General features: G+C 38.4%; 16 protein-coding genes. 7 read left to right on the forward strand and 9 right to left on the reverse strand.

Annotated elements, in window-relative coordinates; all coding sequences use genetic code 11:
* Positions 1 to 72: 72 nt before the first annotated feature.
* Positions 73 to 732 carry a DUF6090 family protein gene (locus ABJG98_RS15835; protein ID WP_348280511.1) on the forward strand — a complete coding sequence of 220 codons (660 nt, stop codon included), beginning with the start codon at positions 73 to 75 and terminating at the stop codon, positions 730 to 732.
* Here the strand turns inward: ABJG98_RS15835 and ABJG98_RS15840 are convergent.
* Positions 729 to 1,577: a hypothetical protein gene (locus ABJG98_RS15840; protein ID WP_348280512.1), complete on the reverse strand. Its 849-nt coding sequence runs from the start codon at positions 1,575 to 1,577 to the stop codon at positions 729 to 731. The two genes, ABJG98_RS15835 and ABJG98_RS15840, sit on opposite strands and share 4 nt — an antisense overlap.
* Before the next feature lie 99 nt (positions 1,578 to 1,676).
* On the opposite strand from ABJG98_RS15840, the gene ABJG98_RS15845 reads away from it, so the two are divergent.
* Entirely contained in the window at positions 1,677 to 3,293 is a 1,617-nt protein-coding gene (locus tag ABJG98_RS15845; protein ID WP_348280513.1) for an amidase, read from the forward strand.
* A complete protein-coding gene (locus ABJG98_RS15850; protein ID WP_348280514.1) occupies positions 3,290 to 3,946 on the forward strand; it encodes a hypothetical protein in 657 nt (218 codons plus the stop codon). The genes ABJG98_RS15845 and ABJG98_RS15850 overlap by 4 nt, the downstream gene beginning before the upstream one ends.
* Positions 3,947 to 3,948: 2 nt before the next feature.
* Here ABJG98_RS15850 and aroA read toward each other — a convergent pair whose 3' ends face one another.
* A complete protein-coding gene (aroA, locus tag ABJG98_RS15855) occupies positions 3,949 to 5,175 on the reverse strand; it encodes a 3-phosphoshikimate 1-carboxyvinyltransferase (RefSeq protein WP_348280515.1) in 1,227 nt (408 codons plus the stop codon).
* A gap of 69 nt (positions 5,176 to 5,244) precedes the next feature.
* Between aroA and ABJG98_RS15860 the strand changes: the two genes are divergently transcribed.
* Positions 5,245 to 5,400 carry a hypothetical protein gene (locus ABJG98_RS15860; RefSeq protein ID WP_348280516.1) on the forward strand — a complete coding sequence of 52 codons (156 nt, stop codon included), beginning with the start codon at positions 5,245 to 5,247 and terminating at the stop codon, positions 5,398 to 5,400.
* Here ABJG98_RS15860 and aroB read toward each other — a convergent pair.
* Positions 5,393 to 6,415 (reverse strand): 3-dehydroquinate synthase, encoded by a 1,023-nt coding sequence (gene aroB, locus ABJG98_RS15865; protein WP_348280517.1) that lies wholly within the window; start codon positions 6,413 to 6,415, stop codon positions 5,393 to 5,395. The genes ABJG98_RS15860 and aroB overlap by 8 nt on opposite strands.
* A gap of 61 nt (positions 6,416 to 6,476) precedes the next feature.
* Here aroB and ABJG98_RS15870 point away from each other — a divergent pair, with 61 nt between their 5' ends.
* The 3 genes from ABJG98_RS15870 (at position 6,477) to ABJG98_RS15880 (ending at position 10,476) form a co-directional block, all read left to right on the forward strand.
* Positions 6,477 to 7,655, forward strand: a complete 1,179-nt coding sequence (locus tag ABJG98_RS15870; RefSeq protein ID WP_348280518.1) for a proline dehydrogenase family protein — start codon at positions 6,477 to 6,479, stop codon at positions 7,653 to 7,655.
* Between the two features lie 41 nt (positions 7,656 to 7,696).
* Complete coding sequence (gene lysS / locus ABJG98_RS15875; protein WP_348280519.1) at positions 7,697 to 9,415, forward strand: lysine--tRNA ligase; 1,719 nt, start codon at positions 7,697 to 7,699, stop codon at positions 9,413 to 9,415.
* An 86-nt stretch (positions 9,416 to 9,501) separates the two neighbouring features.
* The gene (locus ABJG98_RS15880) at positions 9,502 to 10,476 is read left to right on the forward strand and encodes a hypothetical protein (RefSeq protein ID WP_348280520.1); all 975 of its coding nucleotides are present in this window, start codon (positions 9,502 to 9,504) and stop codon (positions 10,474 to 10,476) included.
* Positions 10,477 to 10,499: 23 nt separating this feature from the next.
* Here ABJG98_RS15880 and ABJG98_RS15885 read toward each other — a convergent pair whose 3' ends face one another.
* The 6 genes from ABJG98_RS15885 to ABJG98_RS15910 form a co-directional block, all read right to left on the reverse strand.
* Positions 10,500 to 11,249 carry a TylF/MycF/NovP-related O-methyltransferase gene (locus ABJG98_RS15885; protein WP_348280521.1) on the reverse strand — a complete coding sequence of 250 codons (750 nt, stop codon included), beginning with the start codon at positions 11,247 to 11,249 and terminating at the stop codon, positions 10,500 to 10,502.
* 158 nt (positions 11,250 to 11,407) lie between these two features.
* The gene (locus ABJG98_RS15890; RefSeq protein ID WP_348280522.1) at positions 11,408 to 12,271 is read right to left on the reverse strand and encodes an alpha/beta fold hydrolase; all 864 of its coding nucleotides are present in this window, start codon (positions 12,269 to 12,271) and stop codon (positions 11,408 to 11,410) included.
* A 107-nt stretch (positions 12,272 to 12,378) separates the two neighbouring features.
* Entirely contained in the window at positions 12,379 to 12,945 is a 567-nt protein-coding gene (locus ABJG98_RS15895) for a Crp/Fnr family transcriptional regulator (RefSeq protein ID WP_348280523.1), read from the reverse strand.
* A gap of 79 nt (positions 12,946 to 13,024) precedes the next feature.
* Positions 13,025 to 13,819 (reverse strand): alpha/beta hydrolase, encoded by a 795-nt coding sequence (locus ABJG98_RS15900; protein ID WP_348280524.1) that lies wholly within the window; start codon positions 13,817 to 13,819, stop codon positions 13,025 to 13,027.
* A gap of 327 nt (positions 13,820 to 14,146) precedes the next feature.
* Complete coding sequence (locus ABJG98_RS15905) at positions 14,147 to 14,791, reverse strand: DNA alkylation repair protein (protein WP_348280525.1); 645 nt, start codon at positions 14,789 to 14,791, stop codon at positions 14,147 to 14,149.
* A gap of 80 nt (positions 14,792 to 14,871) precedes the next feature.
* A complete protein-coding gene (locus tag ABJG98_RS15910) occupies positions 14,872 to 16,461 on the reverse strand; it encodes an alkaline phosphatase PhoX (RefSeq protein WP_348280526.1) in 1,590 nt (529 codons plus the stop codon).
* Between the last annotated feature and the right edge of the window lie 385 nt (positions 16,462 to 16,846).

The following is a 16,846-nucleotide window of genomic DNA, read 5'->3' on the forward strand; positions in this document are numbered from 1 at the left end:
TCCGATTTGGATAATAGATTATCAAGTATTTGATGCAACCTTCCACTCTACTGGACAATCTATTAAATCAATATGAAGCGTAATTGGAGAGAATACCTTATCGAGCTGGTAATAGTAATAATAGGAATTACTGTTGCATTTTGGCTCAACAATATGGCTGAGGACAGCAAGGAAAATAAGCTGGAAGCTAAGTTCATCAATGACATCCAATCAGATCTGATTCGAGATTCGACTAATCTAAATACTAGTTATCAGTTCAGTCAGCACAAGACTGAGAAGGTTGAAGGTATACTACAGCTATTGATACAAGATGCAGAGATGAATTATCAGGATAGCCTTTTTCAAAGTATTGGTGTTATTGGTAATTACAACTTTTTCTTCCCCGAAAGTTTCACAATCAATTCGTTGCTTCAAAGTGGGGATTTTAAAACATTGAAATCAGATCAGCTAAAGAAAGAGCTTCTCAGGCTCAGATGGTTGTATGAAATGATTGAACGCGATCAGAACAACTTTACCAAAGCCTTGGATGAGAACTACTATCCCAAGGTCTTAACAGAGATTGACATGATAACGGGGAAAGTTGAAAATCCTTCCTTTTTCTATGGAACACAATTTCGAAACTGGGTAGTCTATGTATACAACGACACAAGCAACCTAAGTGCTCAGTATAATCGATCCAAAAAGCAGATTAGAAAAATTCTAGGCATTATTGAAGAGATTCAAAAAAATTAATCGCTTACTACAACTAACTTCTTACCTTCAGGAGAAATAGATAGTCGAGTAATATTTGTAACATCAAATGCCTCAAGATTTGCAAATTCAATCCATTCCGAACCTCGTTTCCAAATGTATAATTTGCTCCCGGCACCCATAATAATTTCCTCATTCGGCGTCCAGCAATAATCCTCCGACCCTTCTATTACTGGAGTCAATGTCACAGATTTTCCAGTATTAGGGTTCATACTTTTAATCAACCACTGCTCAGCACTTTTATCCACATAACTAAAGGAAGAAGAACCGGGAATCTTGTGAAGAGATCGACCGATATTCTTTCCAACTATTCTGGTCTTGCCAGACCGTGTATTTATAATTTGCATAGTCGCTGGCTCACCTAGGACAAAAGCAACTATCTCATCCGAATTTATCCACGCGTGATAGCCTATTTTTAGTTCCGGTACCAGTACCTCATCCAAGCCTCGGAACGTATAGGCGTAAAGCAATTGCAGGCCTGTTGTATCTAATCTGATGCTTGAAATCCGTCCATCAGGCATTAGCGTAGGAGAGTATTCACTGCCTCCGAAGGTATTCGTAATAATCATGGTGTTTCCAGATCCTAAATAATACCTCGCTATTTCCGTTTGCCCTTCCACATTTCTAGCGTACAAAACCGATTCTCCATCCGACCAAAACGACGGCTGATTGTCATATCCTTCATTACTGGATATGTTGTTAAGTTTTTCGATAACAAGGCCGTCGGTGGATCTCCTTAGATCCATTAGATACACTTCAGTATTTGGTTGGGAAAGGAGATAGATAGTTGGTGAGCCAAGTAAAAGGAATAAAACTAGTTTCTTCATTGTAATTGGAATGGTTTAAATAGCTGATTTGATTCGGTCAAACGATAAGTTAAATTTAGTGTTTAGACTTGACTAACCTTCCAATAAAATAAAATACCTATGAAGAGAAGAAATTTTATTCAGCTGAGTGCAATTACTGGCGCCATTCCGCTCTTAGGAATCAAGGCTTGCGCTTCACCTTCTCAAGAAGCCGTGATCGACTCACAAGAAGAAAAGCAATTTGAGCTGGAAGAGTGGCAAGTGAGCCAATTGCAAGAAGCTATGGAATCAGGCGAATACACTTCTCGACAAATCTGCGAATTATATTTAAAGCGAATCAACGAAAAAGATCAATCGGAGAATGGATTGAATAGTGTCATAGAAGTTAATCCTGAAGCGCTAGATATTGCCGATGCGCTAGATAACGAGCGTGCCAATGGTAAGATAAGGGGTCCTTTACATGGTATTCCAGTAATGATCAAAGACAACATTGATACTGGAGATAAGATGATGACAACTGCAGGGTCCATGGCTCTTGCAGGCTCATCTGCTCCTGATGATGCCTTTATAGTTAAGAAATTGAGGGAGGCAGGAGTCGTACTCTTAGGTAAAACTAATCTAAGTGAATGGGCAAACTTCAGGTCATTCCGATCCTCTAGCGGTTGGAGTGGTAGAGGAAGGCAGACCAGAAATCCATATGCATTAGATCGCAATCCATGCGGGTCAAGCGCAGGTTCTGGATCGGCAGTTTCAGGAAATATGTGTGCCATAGCCATTGGAACAGAAACCAACGGATCTATTGTTTGTCCATCTTCAGCTAATGGAGTTGTCGGAATAAAGCCTACAGTCGGATTATGGAGTAGAGATGGTATTATCCCCATTTCAGAAACGCAAGATACAGCCGGTCCGATGGGACGATCAGTAGCAGATGCTGCAGCGCTTTTGGGCGCATTGGTTGGAGTAGATGAATCTGATCCAAGAACAAAAGAAAGTGAAGAAAACTTCTATTCAGACTACACCCAGTTCCTCGATAATAATGGTTTAAACGGTAAGCGAATTGGAGTTTTGGATGGCGTAATTGGCTATCACGAACGAGTGGATGAGGTCATGGAGCGTGTTTTTGAGGTCATGGAGGCACAGGGAGCAACTTTGGTAAAAGACATAAGAGTAAGTGAAAATGGAGCCTATGGAAATGCTGGATTAGAGCTCATGTTATACGAGTTTAAGGATGGTTTGAATAAATATTTAGCATCTCGCCCCGATGTTAAAGTAAGGACTTTGGCCGATGTGATTCAATTCAATAAAGATAATGCTGATGTGGAAATGCCTTATTTCCCTCAGGGTATTTTGGAACGTGCTGAAATGAAAGGATCGTTAGAAGATAAAGAATATAAGGAGGTACTTGAAACTGTAACATCCGTCTCCAGAAATGGGATAGATAATGCGATGAAAGAAAATAATTTGGATGCAATAATCGGAGTGACTGGTGGTCCGGCCTGGCCAATTGATGTAATCAATGGAGATCATTTTGGCACGGGCAGCTCGACACCTGCAGCAAGATCAGGATACCCAAACATAACAGTTCCGGCAGGTTATGTGCATGGTTTGCCAGTTGGGATGTCCATTTTCGGAGGTAAATATCAGGAGCCTAAGCTGATTAGCATTGCCTATGCATTTGAGCAAGCAACTAAAGTAAGAATAGCACCAAAACTCTTACCAACTTTACAGTTACCATGATTAAAGCAATTTTTAAGTTTTTAGGAATAGGACTTGTCACCCTGTTAATAATCGGGATCCTTGTTTATCTATTTATTGATGAATCTGTGCCCAATGGCACTGCCGGGCAAGAAGCCGAGCAGCTAGCTGATGAAATGCTTGATGTGCTCAATAAACCAGCTTTTGATACACTCACAATGATCAAGTTTACTTACCCAGGAGGACATAGTTATGAATGGAACAAAGCTGAAAATAAGGTAAGAGTCCAGTGGGAGAGGAATGATGTTTTGCTTGACTTGAATAAATCGATAGAAGATTTCAACGTTGTGGAATATCAGGGGTACGAATTTTTTCTCAACGACTCATTCTGGATGATTGCACCCTTTAAGGTGAGAGATGATGGAGTTGTACGATCTTCCGTTGAGGTTGATGATGGGAGAGGATTATTAGTCACTTATACTACTGGAGGTGTAACACCAGGCGATAGTTATTTATGGATTCTAGACGATAAAGGTTTTCCAAAAGCCTGGAAACTTTGGACATCTAACGTACCATTAGGGGGATTAAAGATTGGTTGGGGAGGTTGGGTAGAAAAACAAGGGGTCTGGTTTTCTACATTCCATCCAAGTATGGTTGTTGATTTGGAGATTACAGGCTTAGAGGTCAGTCATTGAACTTAAGTGGTTTCGATCTCAACTCCCAGTTTTAAAACTTCATCCCAAAATCCTGGATATGATTTCTCAACTACCATGGGGTCATGGATTATTACATCCGTAAGTAAGGAGAGAGGTGCAAAAGCCATAGCCATGCGGTGGTCTTCATAGGTATCAATTGCTACTGATGTGGGCAAATTTTTGCTTGGAGAAAGCGTCCACTTCCCATTTGATTCTTCTAGACTCGCTCCAATTTTCTTAAGCTCATTTTGCATCGCAAAGACACGATCTGTTTCTTTTATTTTTAAACTCTCCAAACCAGTCATTTGCAGATTTACACCAGATGCAGCTGCCGCAACCATCACTGTCTGTGCTAAATCAGGACAATTTCTAAAGTCTAATTCAAGTGCTGCTAAACCTGTATTTCTTCTCTCGAGACTTACATGACTCTTTTCAAAATGAGTACCAATACCCAAATGATTCATGATAGCTGTAATCTCTTGATCACCTTGTGAAGATCTTTTCCGTAGGCCTGGAAGTGTCAACAAGCTTCCTTCGGAGGCAAGAGCTGCAAATCCATACCAATAGCTCGCACCAGACCAGTCCCCTTCAATGGTAAAGCTAGTTGGCTTATAGGATTGATGAGCGATTGAAATTTCGTTACCTACCCAGTCTGTATCAATGCCAAATGTATGCATGAGATCCAGAGTCATCTGAATATATGGCTGGCTGAAAACTTCGGTTGTAAGGGTGATGGTTAGCCCTTTGGGCAGACACGGAGCAATCATCAATAATGCACTAATGTATTGACTACTGATATTCCCAGAAATAGCTATCTCATTGGCCCCCTGACTTTGTATTCGGTTGATCTTAAGGGGAGGATAACCTTCCTTTTCCAAGTAGCTGATTTCTGCACCAAGTTGTCTTAGCGCGTCCACAAGTGGACCAATTGGACGTTGTTTCATACGTTCTGTTCCAGTAATAATCACATTCTGCCCTTTGATTGCTAAATAAGCAGTTAAAAAACGCATGGTTGTTCCTGCATCTTTTACGTCATATTCATTTAGATTTTGACTTAACAGGCGAAGCATGGTTTGTGTGTCTCGGGCATGAGAAAGATTATAAATATTGGACGTTTCACCACCTGCTAATGCATTAATGATGAGCGCACGATTACTTTCACTTTTCGAAGATTCAAGAGTGATTGTATTATTTAATCGTTTATTATGCTTTTTTAGTCGATAATTCAATTTTTGGCAGATTTTTTGATGAACTACATCACAACTTTTTCCGTTGCTAAGTTGTCAATAAATTATAATATGTCAAGATCACGTACCATAGGAACAATATTCGCATCTATCGCTTTGGGAGCGCTTACGTTCTTTCTTACAACACCAAAAAAAGTAGAACGAAAGAAAGAACCACAGACTTCTCAAGATGATAACAAGAGCGATCAGGAAGATTTATTTATTTAAGAACTTTCTTGAGGATTTCATTCTCGATCAGCACGTCATATGTGCAAGATCCAATTTTGTCAATTAAAGAAAAGCGAATCCCCACTCCGTCATTTTTTTTATCCTGCACTAAATGAGCTTTCAAATGTTCTAACGTAGGAAGTGCGTCCGGTAAGGTATAGATACCCTCCAGATACTTTTCAATCTCCTTCGCTGAGTTTTCATCTAATATTCCCGCTTCGACTCCAAGCTTATTTTCAAGTATCATTCCCAATACAATAGCTTCTCCGTGTAGTAGATGTGATGAAGTGTCAAGGAAATGGGTTTCAATTGCGTGACCAATTGTATGTCCATAGTTCAATATTTTCCTTAACCCTTTTTCTCGCGGATCTTGGCTTACAATTTCATTTTTCAGGGCAATAGATTTAGGAATAATTTCCTTCCAATCAAGGGAATCAAAAGATTTTTCTAATAGATATTCCCATTGGATCTTGTCCCGAATGAGTGTATGTTTCACGATTTCTGCAAAGCCTGATTTTAATTCTCTTTCAGGTAAAGTCTTCAAAAATTCCGGATATATTATTACACTATTTGGTTCCTGAAAAAGGCCTATGTGGTTTTTCAAGCCTTGGAAATCTACTCCAAGCTTGCCTCCGATACTGGCATCTACCTGAGACAAAAGTGTAGTTGGGATATTAATAAATGCCATTCCTCTTTTAAAAGTAGCAGCAGCAAATCCTCCCATGTCTCCAATCACGCCACCTCCTAGATTTATAAGAAGACTTTTTCGGGTAAATCCGGCATTTGTCAATTCGGACCAGATATGCTCGCAGGAAGTTAAGGTTTTTTCTTTCTCTCCACTTTTTATCTCAATGACCAAATCCCAACTAGTTTTCAATTTCGGAAGACAATATTTTTTGGTATTATCATCAACCAGAATCGCGATTTTATCGGCGTTAATTGCAGAAATGGAAGTATTTAGATCAGCATTTATAACTGACGAAATAGTTAGGTAATTAGGGAGATTATTAGACATTTGTTTAAACAGATAATGGTGTGAATCTGTTAGTTATCTTTGCACACCGATTTTCAAAAATATGCAATCAGAGCCAATCAATTTTGATGATACAGCTACGGCCTTTGCCTACCGTACCAATGGAGAATTAAAGAACTCGCATTTTGTGTTTACAACCATGAGTAAACCATGGATGGTGAAGGTAGGCACAGTGATGACAAATTTGGCATTGAAGCTAAAATTACCCGTAAAGGGAATGATCAAAAAAACACTTTTCAATCAGTTTTGTGGAGGTGAATCTGTAAAAGATTGTTCCAAGACCATCAATTTACTCGGCGATCATAATGTGCAGACCATTTTAGACTACTCGGTAGAAGGACTTAAGAATGAAGATGGCTACAACGATACCAAAGAAGAAGCACTTCGAGTGATCGATTTTGCTTCAACCAACGATCACATCCCTTTTTGCGTCTTGAAGCTTTCTGGCTTGGGTTCAACTTCGCTTATGACTAAGGCACAAGCAAAAGAAAAACTGACCGAAATTGAAAAAACGAAGCTTTATTATGCAGAACAACGTGTAGATGAAATCGTGAAGAAAGCGAGTAGCAAAGGTTTGATGGTGATGATTGATGCTGAAGAATCATGGTTTCAGAGCTTCATAGATGGTGTTGCATATCGTATGATGGAGAAATACAATAAGGATCGTCCTGTTGTATATAATACATATCAGATGTATAGACATGATATGCTTGACCGACTCAAACGTGCACAGATTCAAGCAGAAGTAGATGGATATTATCTGGGAGCTAAGTTGGTGCGTGGGGCATACATGGAAAAAGAACGGGATCGTGCAGAAGAAATGGGGTATGAATCACCTATTCATAAAAACAAGGAGGCGGTTGATAAAGATTATGATCAATCTCTTAGGTTTTGCATGAAATATATTGATCGAATGGGTATGTGTGCAGGAACACATAATGAAGAATCAAGTAGGCTTTTAACGAATCTTATGGAAGAGCAGAAAATATCCAATAAAGACAATCGAATATTTTTTGGTCAACTGCTTGGAATGAGTGATAATATCTCTTTTAAGTTGGCAGATTTAGGTTATAACGTGGCTAAGTATGTTCCGTATGGTCCGGTAGAAAAAGTGCTGCCGTATCTTTTCAGACGTGCGGAAGAAAACACATCTATTGCAGGACAGAGCGGAAGAGAATATACGTTAGTAAAGAAAGAGTTGCGTCGGAGAAAGTCGGCGTAGAAAAATACATTTAAAAGAAAAAGAAGAATACGAGCAACGACATGCAGTTAAGCGAACAGGAAATCCAACGAAGAAAATCTCGAGAAGAGTTAATGGGAATGGGTGTAGATCCGTACCCGGCTGAATCTTTTGATGTGAATGTGACTGCCAACCACATTAAGAAAAACTTCGATAGTAGACCCGGCGATTACACGAATATTTCCATTGCAGGACGATTGATGAGTAGACGGATTATGGGGTCAGCATCGTTTGCTGAAATTCAGGATTCAAGTGGCCGAATTCAGATTTATATTAGAAGAGATGATATCTGCCAAGGAGATGATAAATCACTTTACAATGAAGTCTTTAAAAAGAAGATGGACATTGGTGATATCATCGGAATCGAAGGGTATGTTTTCAAGACTGAAGTTGGGGAGATATCTATACATGTGACGGAGCTAAAAATGCTTGCTAAATCACTTCGACCACTTCCAATTGTGAAGGAAACTACAGACGAGGAAGGAAATAAGAAAACGCATGATGCTTTCACTGATCCAGAGCAGCGATACCGTCAACGTTACCTTGACTTAATTGTGAATCCAGAAATTCGAGAGACATTCGTTCAACGCACCAAGCTGGTCAACTCCATTCGTGAATTTCTTGCTGGAAAAGGATATCTGGAAGTAGAGACGCCAATCCTGCAGCCACTATATGGTGGAGCAGCGGCTCGTCCTTTCAAGACGCATCACAATACACTGGATATGACCTTATACCTGCGCATAGCCAATGAGCTTTATCTGAAGCGCTTAATCGTAGGTGGATATGACGGTGTATTTGAATTTGCCAAAGATTTCAGGAATGAAGGCATGAGCCGATTCCATAACCCAGAGTTTACTCAGGTTGAGCTGTATGTAGCATACAAAGATTACAACTGGATGATGGATACCATGGAAGAGATGATTGAGAAAGTGGCCATGGACCTTCATGGTGATACTAAGGTGCAGGTAGGGGAACATGTGATCAACTTTCAGCGACCTTGGAAGCGATTCACCATGTTTGAAGCCATTGAGCATTTCACGAAAATTGACATCTCGGAGATGAACGAAGATGAGCTAAGAGCAACTGCTAAAAGGTTGCAAGTGCCATTAGACGACACGATGGCCAAAGGAAAAATTATTGATGAAATCTTTGGTGAAAAGTGCGAACCTTTATTAATCCAGCCTACATTCATTACTGACTATCCAGTGGAAATGTCACCGTTAACCAAGAAGCACAGATCGAAGGAAGGATTGGTTGAGCGATTTGAAGCAATCTGCAATGGGAAGGAAATTATGAATTCCTACTCAGAGCTGAATGATCCAGTAGATCAGCGAGAGCGCTTTGAGGAGCAGCTTGAGTTGGGCAAAAGAGGGGATGATGAGGCAATGACGCTAGATGAAGATTTTTTACGAGCACTTGAATTCGGAATGCCTCCAACTGCCGGTGTAGGCTTAGGAATCGACCGACTTTCGATGATTATGACCAATTCTAATTCCATTCAAGATGTGTTATTCTTCCCTCAAATGCGACCGGAAGTTAAATCCAAAGTGGCCGAGCTTAATGGTGATGAAAAAGTAGTCTTCGAAGTGCTGGAAAAAGAAGGAAAGATGGACTTAAATGGCCTAAAGGAGCAATCAGGCTTATCAAACAAAAAATGGGATAAAGCAATCAAAAAACTGACACAAGGAGGCTTTGCTAAAGTAGAAAAGACTGACGAAGGCCTATTTGTAGAGACTGTTTAAGATTGATTAACAATCTTTCACCCGCTTTAACAATCCATCTATGTTGAGTTTCGTTTGTTTTACAACGAAACTCAACTTTCTCATTCATGCGATCCTTCATATTTGTATTCCTGATAGCTCTAACATTCATAGAGTCCGGTGCTCAGCTGAGATATGAGGATCAGATCAGGATCAAAGAAGCTAAACAAATTTCTTATCTGTTTGGAGATCTGATCTGGAGTGGATACAATGAACCCCCATTTGCCATACTCTTCGTCATGGATAATTATGAGTATCTGATTGAACATTATTACCAGCCAGATGATTTTGCTCGGCTGGAGTACGATACCATCATTCATTCTACATTGCATCGTAGGCCTGCACAGATGAATAAGAACTTTCTAGCTACATTTCCCTTTGCCGGACTCAACACCATTGTCATTGGCACGCCAGAAAATACCGGGTTGAATTCCACAGAATGGATCGTTACACTCCTGCACGAACGTTTTCATCAGTATCAGTATTCTTCACCTAAGTACTTTTTGGAAACGAATGAATTGAATCTTGCTAAGGGGGATGAATCAGGCATGTGGCAACTCAATTATCCGTTTCCGTACAAGGACGCTAAAGTGATAATGGCTTACGAAACTTACACACAAGCGCTTTATGAGGCAGTGAAATCTATTGGGAAGGAAAATTGGGAAGCAACAAAAAAGGAATTTTTTTCCGCCAGAAGAGCATTCAAATCAGCACTTGTGCCTGATGATTACAAATACATTTCTTTTCAATGGTATCAAGAAGGAATTGCACGGTATACTGAATATGCATTCCTTGAAAAACTGGAAAATTATGAAGCTTCTGAAGAAGTAAAAAAGTTACCTGATTTTGTTCCGTTTGATGAATACAAAGAATCCTTTTTTCAAAAACACATTGAGAATGTTCGTAAGCTTAAATTGGAGGAAGTAGGCAGAGTAACTGTTTACGATGTAGGTTTTGCTGAAGCTTTGCTCTTAAGGGAACTCAATCCCAATTGGGATGAGAGCTACCTGAAAGTAAAATTTGATCTGGAGAAGTTGTATTGATTGAATATCGAGACTAGCTGATTTTACTGGGCCGTTCCATTCTTAATTTCCTTGATCTCGAAGACTACCTGCAGGTAATTATTAATCGCTCCTACAGGCTCCAATTTTATATAAAATGATCTCACGAAATCATTAAAGGCTCTGAATTCGTGTAGCGGTACACCAAATTCATCAAATAGTATAAAATCACCCTTTTTTAAATATGGATACAGCATGCTTAGCGTATATAGGGCGGAAGAATATAAATCCCCGTCTATGTGAATTATTGTTCTTTTTTCAAAGTCAATTTGTGGAATTGTATCCAGGAGAGTATCCTGAAATAGGCCTTTTATGAAGTTTATTCGATTATCAGGGATATCTGGAAAATTACCATCTTGATTAAAGGTCCCTTTTTCGTAGGTGCCGTATTTTTCGGGCAATCCCTCGTAGGTGTCAAATGCCCAAAATAATGATTGAGGGTTGTTGTTATTTTCTACCCACCATCTGAGAGAGTTTCCACGGGCTACGCCGAATTCTAAATAGCTGATGGCACTTTTGTTTAATTCACATTCGGATGCAAAAACGCTATATAGCTGTAATCTATCTTGTTGATTTACACGTGCGTTATAAAAATCATTGTGCCTAAATTTTGTTTTATTTAAATCGATCCATCTGGACAATTTCAAAAGGTACCCTAGGTAAAGCAAATAGTCAGCAATAAAGCCAATCAACTTATGGAGTTTAAGCCTGATGAAGTTGGCTTTGAACTTTTTGATTACTTTAATTTTGTTCATGGTGAATTCTACAATCAGTAAAGCTTAGAAGACATTCTTCTCAATTCTGGAATCAGCTAAAATAAGACTAATTTTTCAATGGAAACTTGCGGTAGCTAAATGTCTGATTTAATTCGGGTTGGCTCAATAATAGCTGCTTTAGATTGGATTAATCTGTTTTAAGTATTTAAGTTATTGATCCATTCAAATATTATTTCTGACATACGTTCCGGCTGTCCTTCATGCGGAAAATGAGACTCACTATTGATCAAAAATAATTCTGAATTGGTCATCATCTTGTGTATTCGCTCGGGAATACCTAGGATGTTAACAGGATCATTTTCACCATATATAAGTAGTGTCGGTTTTTGGTTAAGCTGATTCTCGAGTCCGTTTTTTATAGCGTTCATGAAATCAGGGTTTTGTCTTAGACTGCTCAGCACGCTGGTAATATTATTTCTTCTATTACTATCAAATGTCATTTTGAAGTATTCATGTTTTTCTTCTTTTAGCAATCGCCTTGATGTCACTCCTTTATTGAGGGTTAGTTTAGTGAGGAAATTGGTACGGCTGTTTAGCCATTCAAACGGAGTGCTTCCTACAACACGTAGCATTTTGTGTATTTTTTGATATTCAGTAGTTGGAAACATAATAGTGTCCGTAAGAATCAAACCTTTAAAAATATCAGGATACCTGACTGCAACATTGATAATCGATGGGCCACCTGTATCATGACCAAAAGCGATGATGTCTTGAAGACCAAGACCCTTAATAAACTTTCCAAGCAGATCAGCTTGACTAACAATGCTATACTGTTTTTGAGAATCATGCTGTGATATACCAAATCCAGGAAAATCAAGTGCAATACATCGGAAATGTTTGCCTAAAATTTGTACGAATCTCCGGTACATAAAGGATGATCCAATGGCGGCATGGCTAAACAGAATTACTTGTCCTGTTCCTTCATCAATGTAATGAATTTGATCGTTGTTAAGCTTAATCCACTTGCTTTCGAATGGATAAAGTGCGGCATTGTATTTCATCTGAGTTTTTTTTATTTCTCAGACAAATTTGGGAGTAGGGAAAGTACTATTTCTTAGCAAATGACAAGTTATGCTAATGCTAAGTTTTTCTTGTCAAATGACAACTTTCACAAAACAATGGATTTCCTAATTCTACTTAGGGAGGTATCGGTGATGCCTAGGTAAGTTGCCAGATACTTCAATGGAATTTTTTCTAAAAACTGGGGCTTATAAAGAAGATCTCTATATCGTTCTTCTGCTGACTTAGTTTGCAACGAGAGCATACGCTCCATGACCATTATCATACCTTTTTCTGCAAATTTTCTACCGAATTCTCTAAACACAGGTTGTGTCATATAAAGCTTTTCCAACTGTGATTTCTGCGTTATTGATATTTCGCTCTCTTCGATTGCCTCAATGAATTGTTCTGCTTGAGTTCCCTTGTAATAAGCAAGTAAGTCGGTGATAAACATGCCTTCAAATGAAAACCAGGAAGTGATTTCATTACCCTTGTTGTTTATGAAAAAGGCTCGAAATGCTCCTTTATTGATAAAAGCAAGGAATGATGCTCGGTTGCCTGGCACTACAAGTTTTTCTCCCTTTTTGAGAATCTTTTTTGTAGTAAAACAATCCACTAAAGGTTGGACATCAACTAATGGTAGCTCTTGTTCAAAGTACGATTTTAGACTGTTCATTTCTGCAGAATTGACGTCAAGCTAAGATGCAATATCTCAACTATCAAGGCAAGATAAAACTAGCGAACTATTGTATCTGTCATCTAGTCTTCGATAGAAAGGTTTTTGCTTTTAGGATGAACTCATACATATGCTCACCTTCATGCGCACTGTGTGATACATCGGGAAGGATCCAGACATCAGAATTACGAAGGTTTTTCTTGACTCTGGCTACTTCATCAAAATTCATTCCTTCATCATCATCCCCCATCATAATCATGACTTCAGCTTGTATCTGCTGAAGTTCTATATCACTTAGCGATATCGTATAATTTTTGAATTGATTCATTATTCCTTTTACCTGTTCGTCACTCTGATGAGAACTTTCCAGCCAGGGAAAATCAGCTCGATTTTCAAATGTGAATACTTGTTGATACTGTGGAAAGTCATTGACTGTCCAAGTACCTACCGCTCCAATTGTAATCATGGATTCAATAAGTGATGGGTTGATTAAGGCGAGTTGAAAGAGTACATCTCCACCGAAGCTAAACCCAATGGCTTTCACTTTTTCCAGGTTTAAATAGCTTACTAGAGCATTAATGTCTTCTCCAACAGATTTAATGGATAGATCATCTTTAAATGGATCTGATTTGCCATGCCCGGTTAGATCAACGAGGTATACTTTATAGTCTTTTTCAAATTTCTCAACGTAAGGTTTCCACGACTGAGAAGACAAACTATATCCGTGGAGTAGGAAAAGAGGGGTTCCCTCACCATAAACTTCGTAATAAAGCTTCTTTCCATTAACGAAAACGAGTTCAGATTTTTTTATATTTTGTGAATAGATATGTCCTGACATTACTGTCAGAAGCAAGATTGTTATAATATTTTTCATTGTTTTAGTTACGCCACATTTGGCGATTTTAATTTACAAGGTGACATTCACCTTTTACTTTATTTAAGTTTTCGAATTATTATTCAAGGGTGGGGCTGAGTAGGTTCCTTGAAGTAATTTATCTCATGCTTGAGGAGAGCATATATTCAAACGAGCAATCAAACTTTTGAATTGCTTTTTGCAATAATAACAAAAGCAGCTCAACTGAGGAGCTTTTCCTTATCATTCTGTTTCTATCTTGACTAAATCGTGCTGAGACCAGGAAGCACTCTGATTTGTTTAGGTTTGGTTGTGTGTAGTTTGTTTACTATTTCGTCACGCATTATTTTATTGCTTTTGTAATTTGGCGACCTCAATAGAAATGAATTTCGGTAAATAACTTGGGGTACAATTTTTAGCAACAACCTCATCCTTATACAACCCCGTTTTTTCTCCAATAGAAATACATCTGTCGCGATACTCTTCTTGCCACTTTCCTATTTGGCCAGCCGTATAATTCATTGCCCATTGAACTTCAGGTTCTTCATTTAATAGGTTCTTTTCGATTGAAGCTAATAAGGAATCCGTATTGGATTGGTTAGTATTTCCCATCCATCTTAAACGAGCCTGATAATACCAAAATAGTCTTCTTTGTAGAGGTGAAGGATAATTCTCCCAGGACTCCATCAGTGCAATAGTTTTTTTGTCCTTCGAAAGCTGATTGGCCAGCAGCCAATCAATTAATTGGTTTTGCTCTTCTTGTTCATGATTTTGTATATCCCTACAGAGTTTGTCAATAACCTTTTGGGTAAGGAGCTTTTTATCCATTATCAAAATAGACAGCTGGCGGGGTAAAAAATGCCCTGTCGCCCAAAGTTCCATCGCAATCTCTTGATCCTTTTTAATGTCCTTCGCAATTTTTCGAAGATCACCAAGTTTAGTATTTTGATTTATCTGGGAATAAATATTTTTCGCTTCTGATGAAAGTGCCATTTTTCTAAATGAAAGTTTCGGGAAGTCATAGTTACACCTAACACCTTAAAGGCAGATGCTATATCACTTGTTGACAGTAATTATTTCCGTATAATTAATTTGTTAGAGTTCAAATTACCGTTATTAATAAAATTTAAGTAGTATATCCCAGCAGGGATATTTGCAATTGAAACCTGTATTTCCTGGTTGACTGTTTTATAGTGAACATTCAATTTATTGCCTTTAGAATCGAATAGCTGAATATTTGTTGGGATCGATTCTTTTACAAATTTTAGTCTTACAAATTCATTACTTGGATTAGGGTAAAGAACTGGTTCCAGGTCTTTAAGTTCAGCGATAGATGTCACAGTCTGATTTAGATTTTCATTCAAGGCAATTACTAATGCAACATCTTTATCAAATTTTCTTGGTATGTTGAACGCATCCAGTTGCGTTGATAAGTCATTGTCACTATCCGGATGCTGAATTGACATGAAAAGGTACTTATAGTCTGGGGTAAATGTCATTCCTGTAGGTTCGCTACCTATTGGCGCTTGCGCAAAAATCTTCACCTTAGGAGTGCTTTGGGTATGTCCATTTTCAACGATCCATAGATAATTATTGCCTCCATCTTGGGCTACCCACAAGTTGCCTTTTTCATCAAAAACAAGATTATCATTACCAATTCCCCATTGTTCAATTAGAGTAATTTCACCATTACTTATTTCATATGTCGTATCGCCAACATAAGTTTCAAAATTTGAGACAGTTGTTCCCGTTATGGGATCACTATCCTCAAAACGATAAACTTGACCTTCATTTTTTACGGCCAAATAAACCCTACCATCAATTGGGTTTATTTCCACATCCTCAATACCTAAAAATTGTGTGGCACCTAATTCAGCACACTGAATTAATGTGCTATTTTGTTCACTAACTGTAGAATTGTTAAGTATTAACCATTCACCAGAGCCATTTTTCGAACCCTTATAAACAAATAACTTTCCAGCACTTAAGTCTTCTTGGATATCAGCTACAAATTTAAATAAGTAACCTTCAGCATCATCCACACCTTGATATGCAGTTCTTCTATTCGAATGAATTACTAAGTTTTCATGTTTAAAATTTCCAAGGGCCCACAATTTATCACCCCCTTCTAGCCCTCCATTCTGATCAATTACAACTTTTGAGATGGGATCTACTTCAATAGCCCATCCCAGATCATTATAACCATCACCATTCAAATCTTCATCCGTTGTTTCTTCACAGGTCACAATGGTACCCCATGGAGTAACAGTTCCTGAGCAGTTGGCTTCTGTACCTCCTACTGAAGAGAAATCTAAATATTCTGATCTGTCAACAATCCATTCTGTGTTTGATTTTTCTAGGTGAACGTCTAAAATTGTCACTCCTCCTAATTGACTTTCAGAGCTTATCGACAAGTACCCTATCGAGCTACTACGATCTATTGGAACGAATCCGGTAAAGTCACATCTATTTGGCAATGTCCCTCCTTGGCTAAGCGGATCACCCCACTCTATAATATATTGAAAGGAATGAGATTGAGCCAATTTAAAATACGTTTCCTGAGGTCCCGGGAGCAGGGAATTAAATTCACTGATATGCTGTGCATTTACCATTCCAACTTGTGAAATGAATGAAAAAAGTAAATAAACGTATTTCCTTTTCATGGAATCCAATTTATTGCTAACGACCTAGGTATGGAATAGTCTCTAGGCTTAATTAGTATCTACAATCTAGCAGTTTTGCTTATCAGTTTCAAGTAACTCTCTTTGAGACAGGAAATAGATCGATTATTATCTGTTTTTTGGTTAATTAAAATTGGGAACTATTTGATATTCGGATTGAGAAAAATTAAGAGCAGAATTGCAATCTTGACAACTGAGCGATTCTAGTATTTCCCCATTTGTAGGAATGTTTTTTATTCTTTGCTATTCTCACACTCTTCAAGTTTGGTTTCCAATTCGGCTTTTCCTTTTACCAACAAGTTTTCAAGTCCAAGAGAACGATTTCGTTTCATTGGAAGTACGCTTCCTCATTAAACCGACAAATTAG

This window comes from Ekhidna sp. (assembly GCF_039960695.1).
GTDB lineage: Bacteria > Bacteroidota > Bacteroidia > Cytophagales > Cyclobacteriaceae > Ekhidna.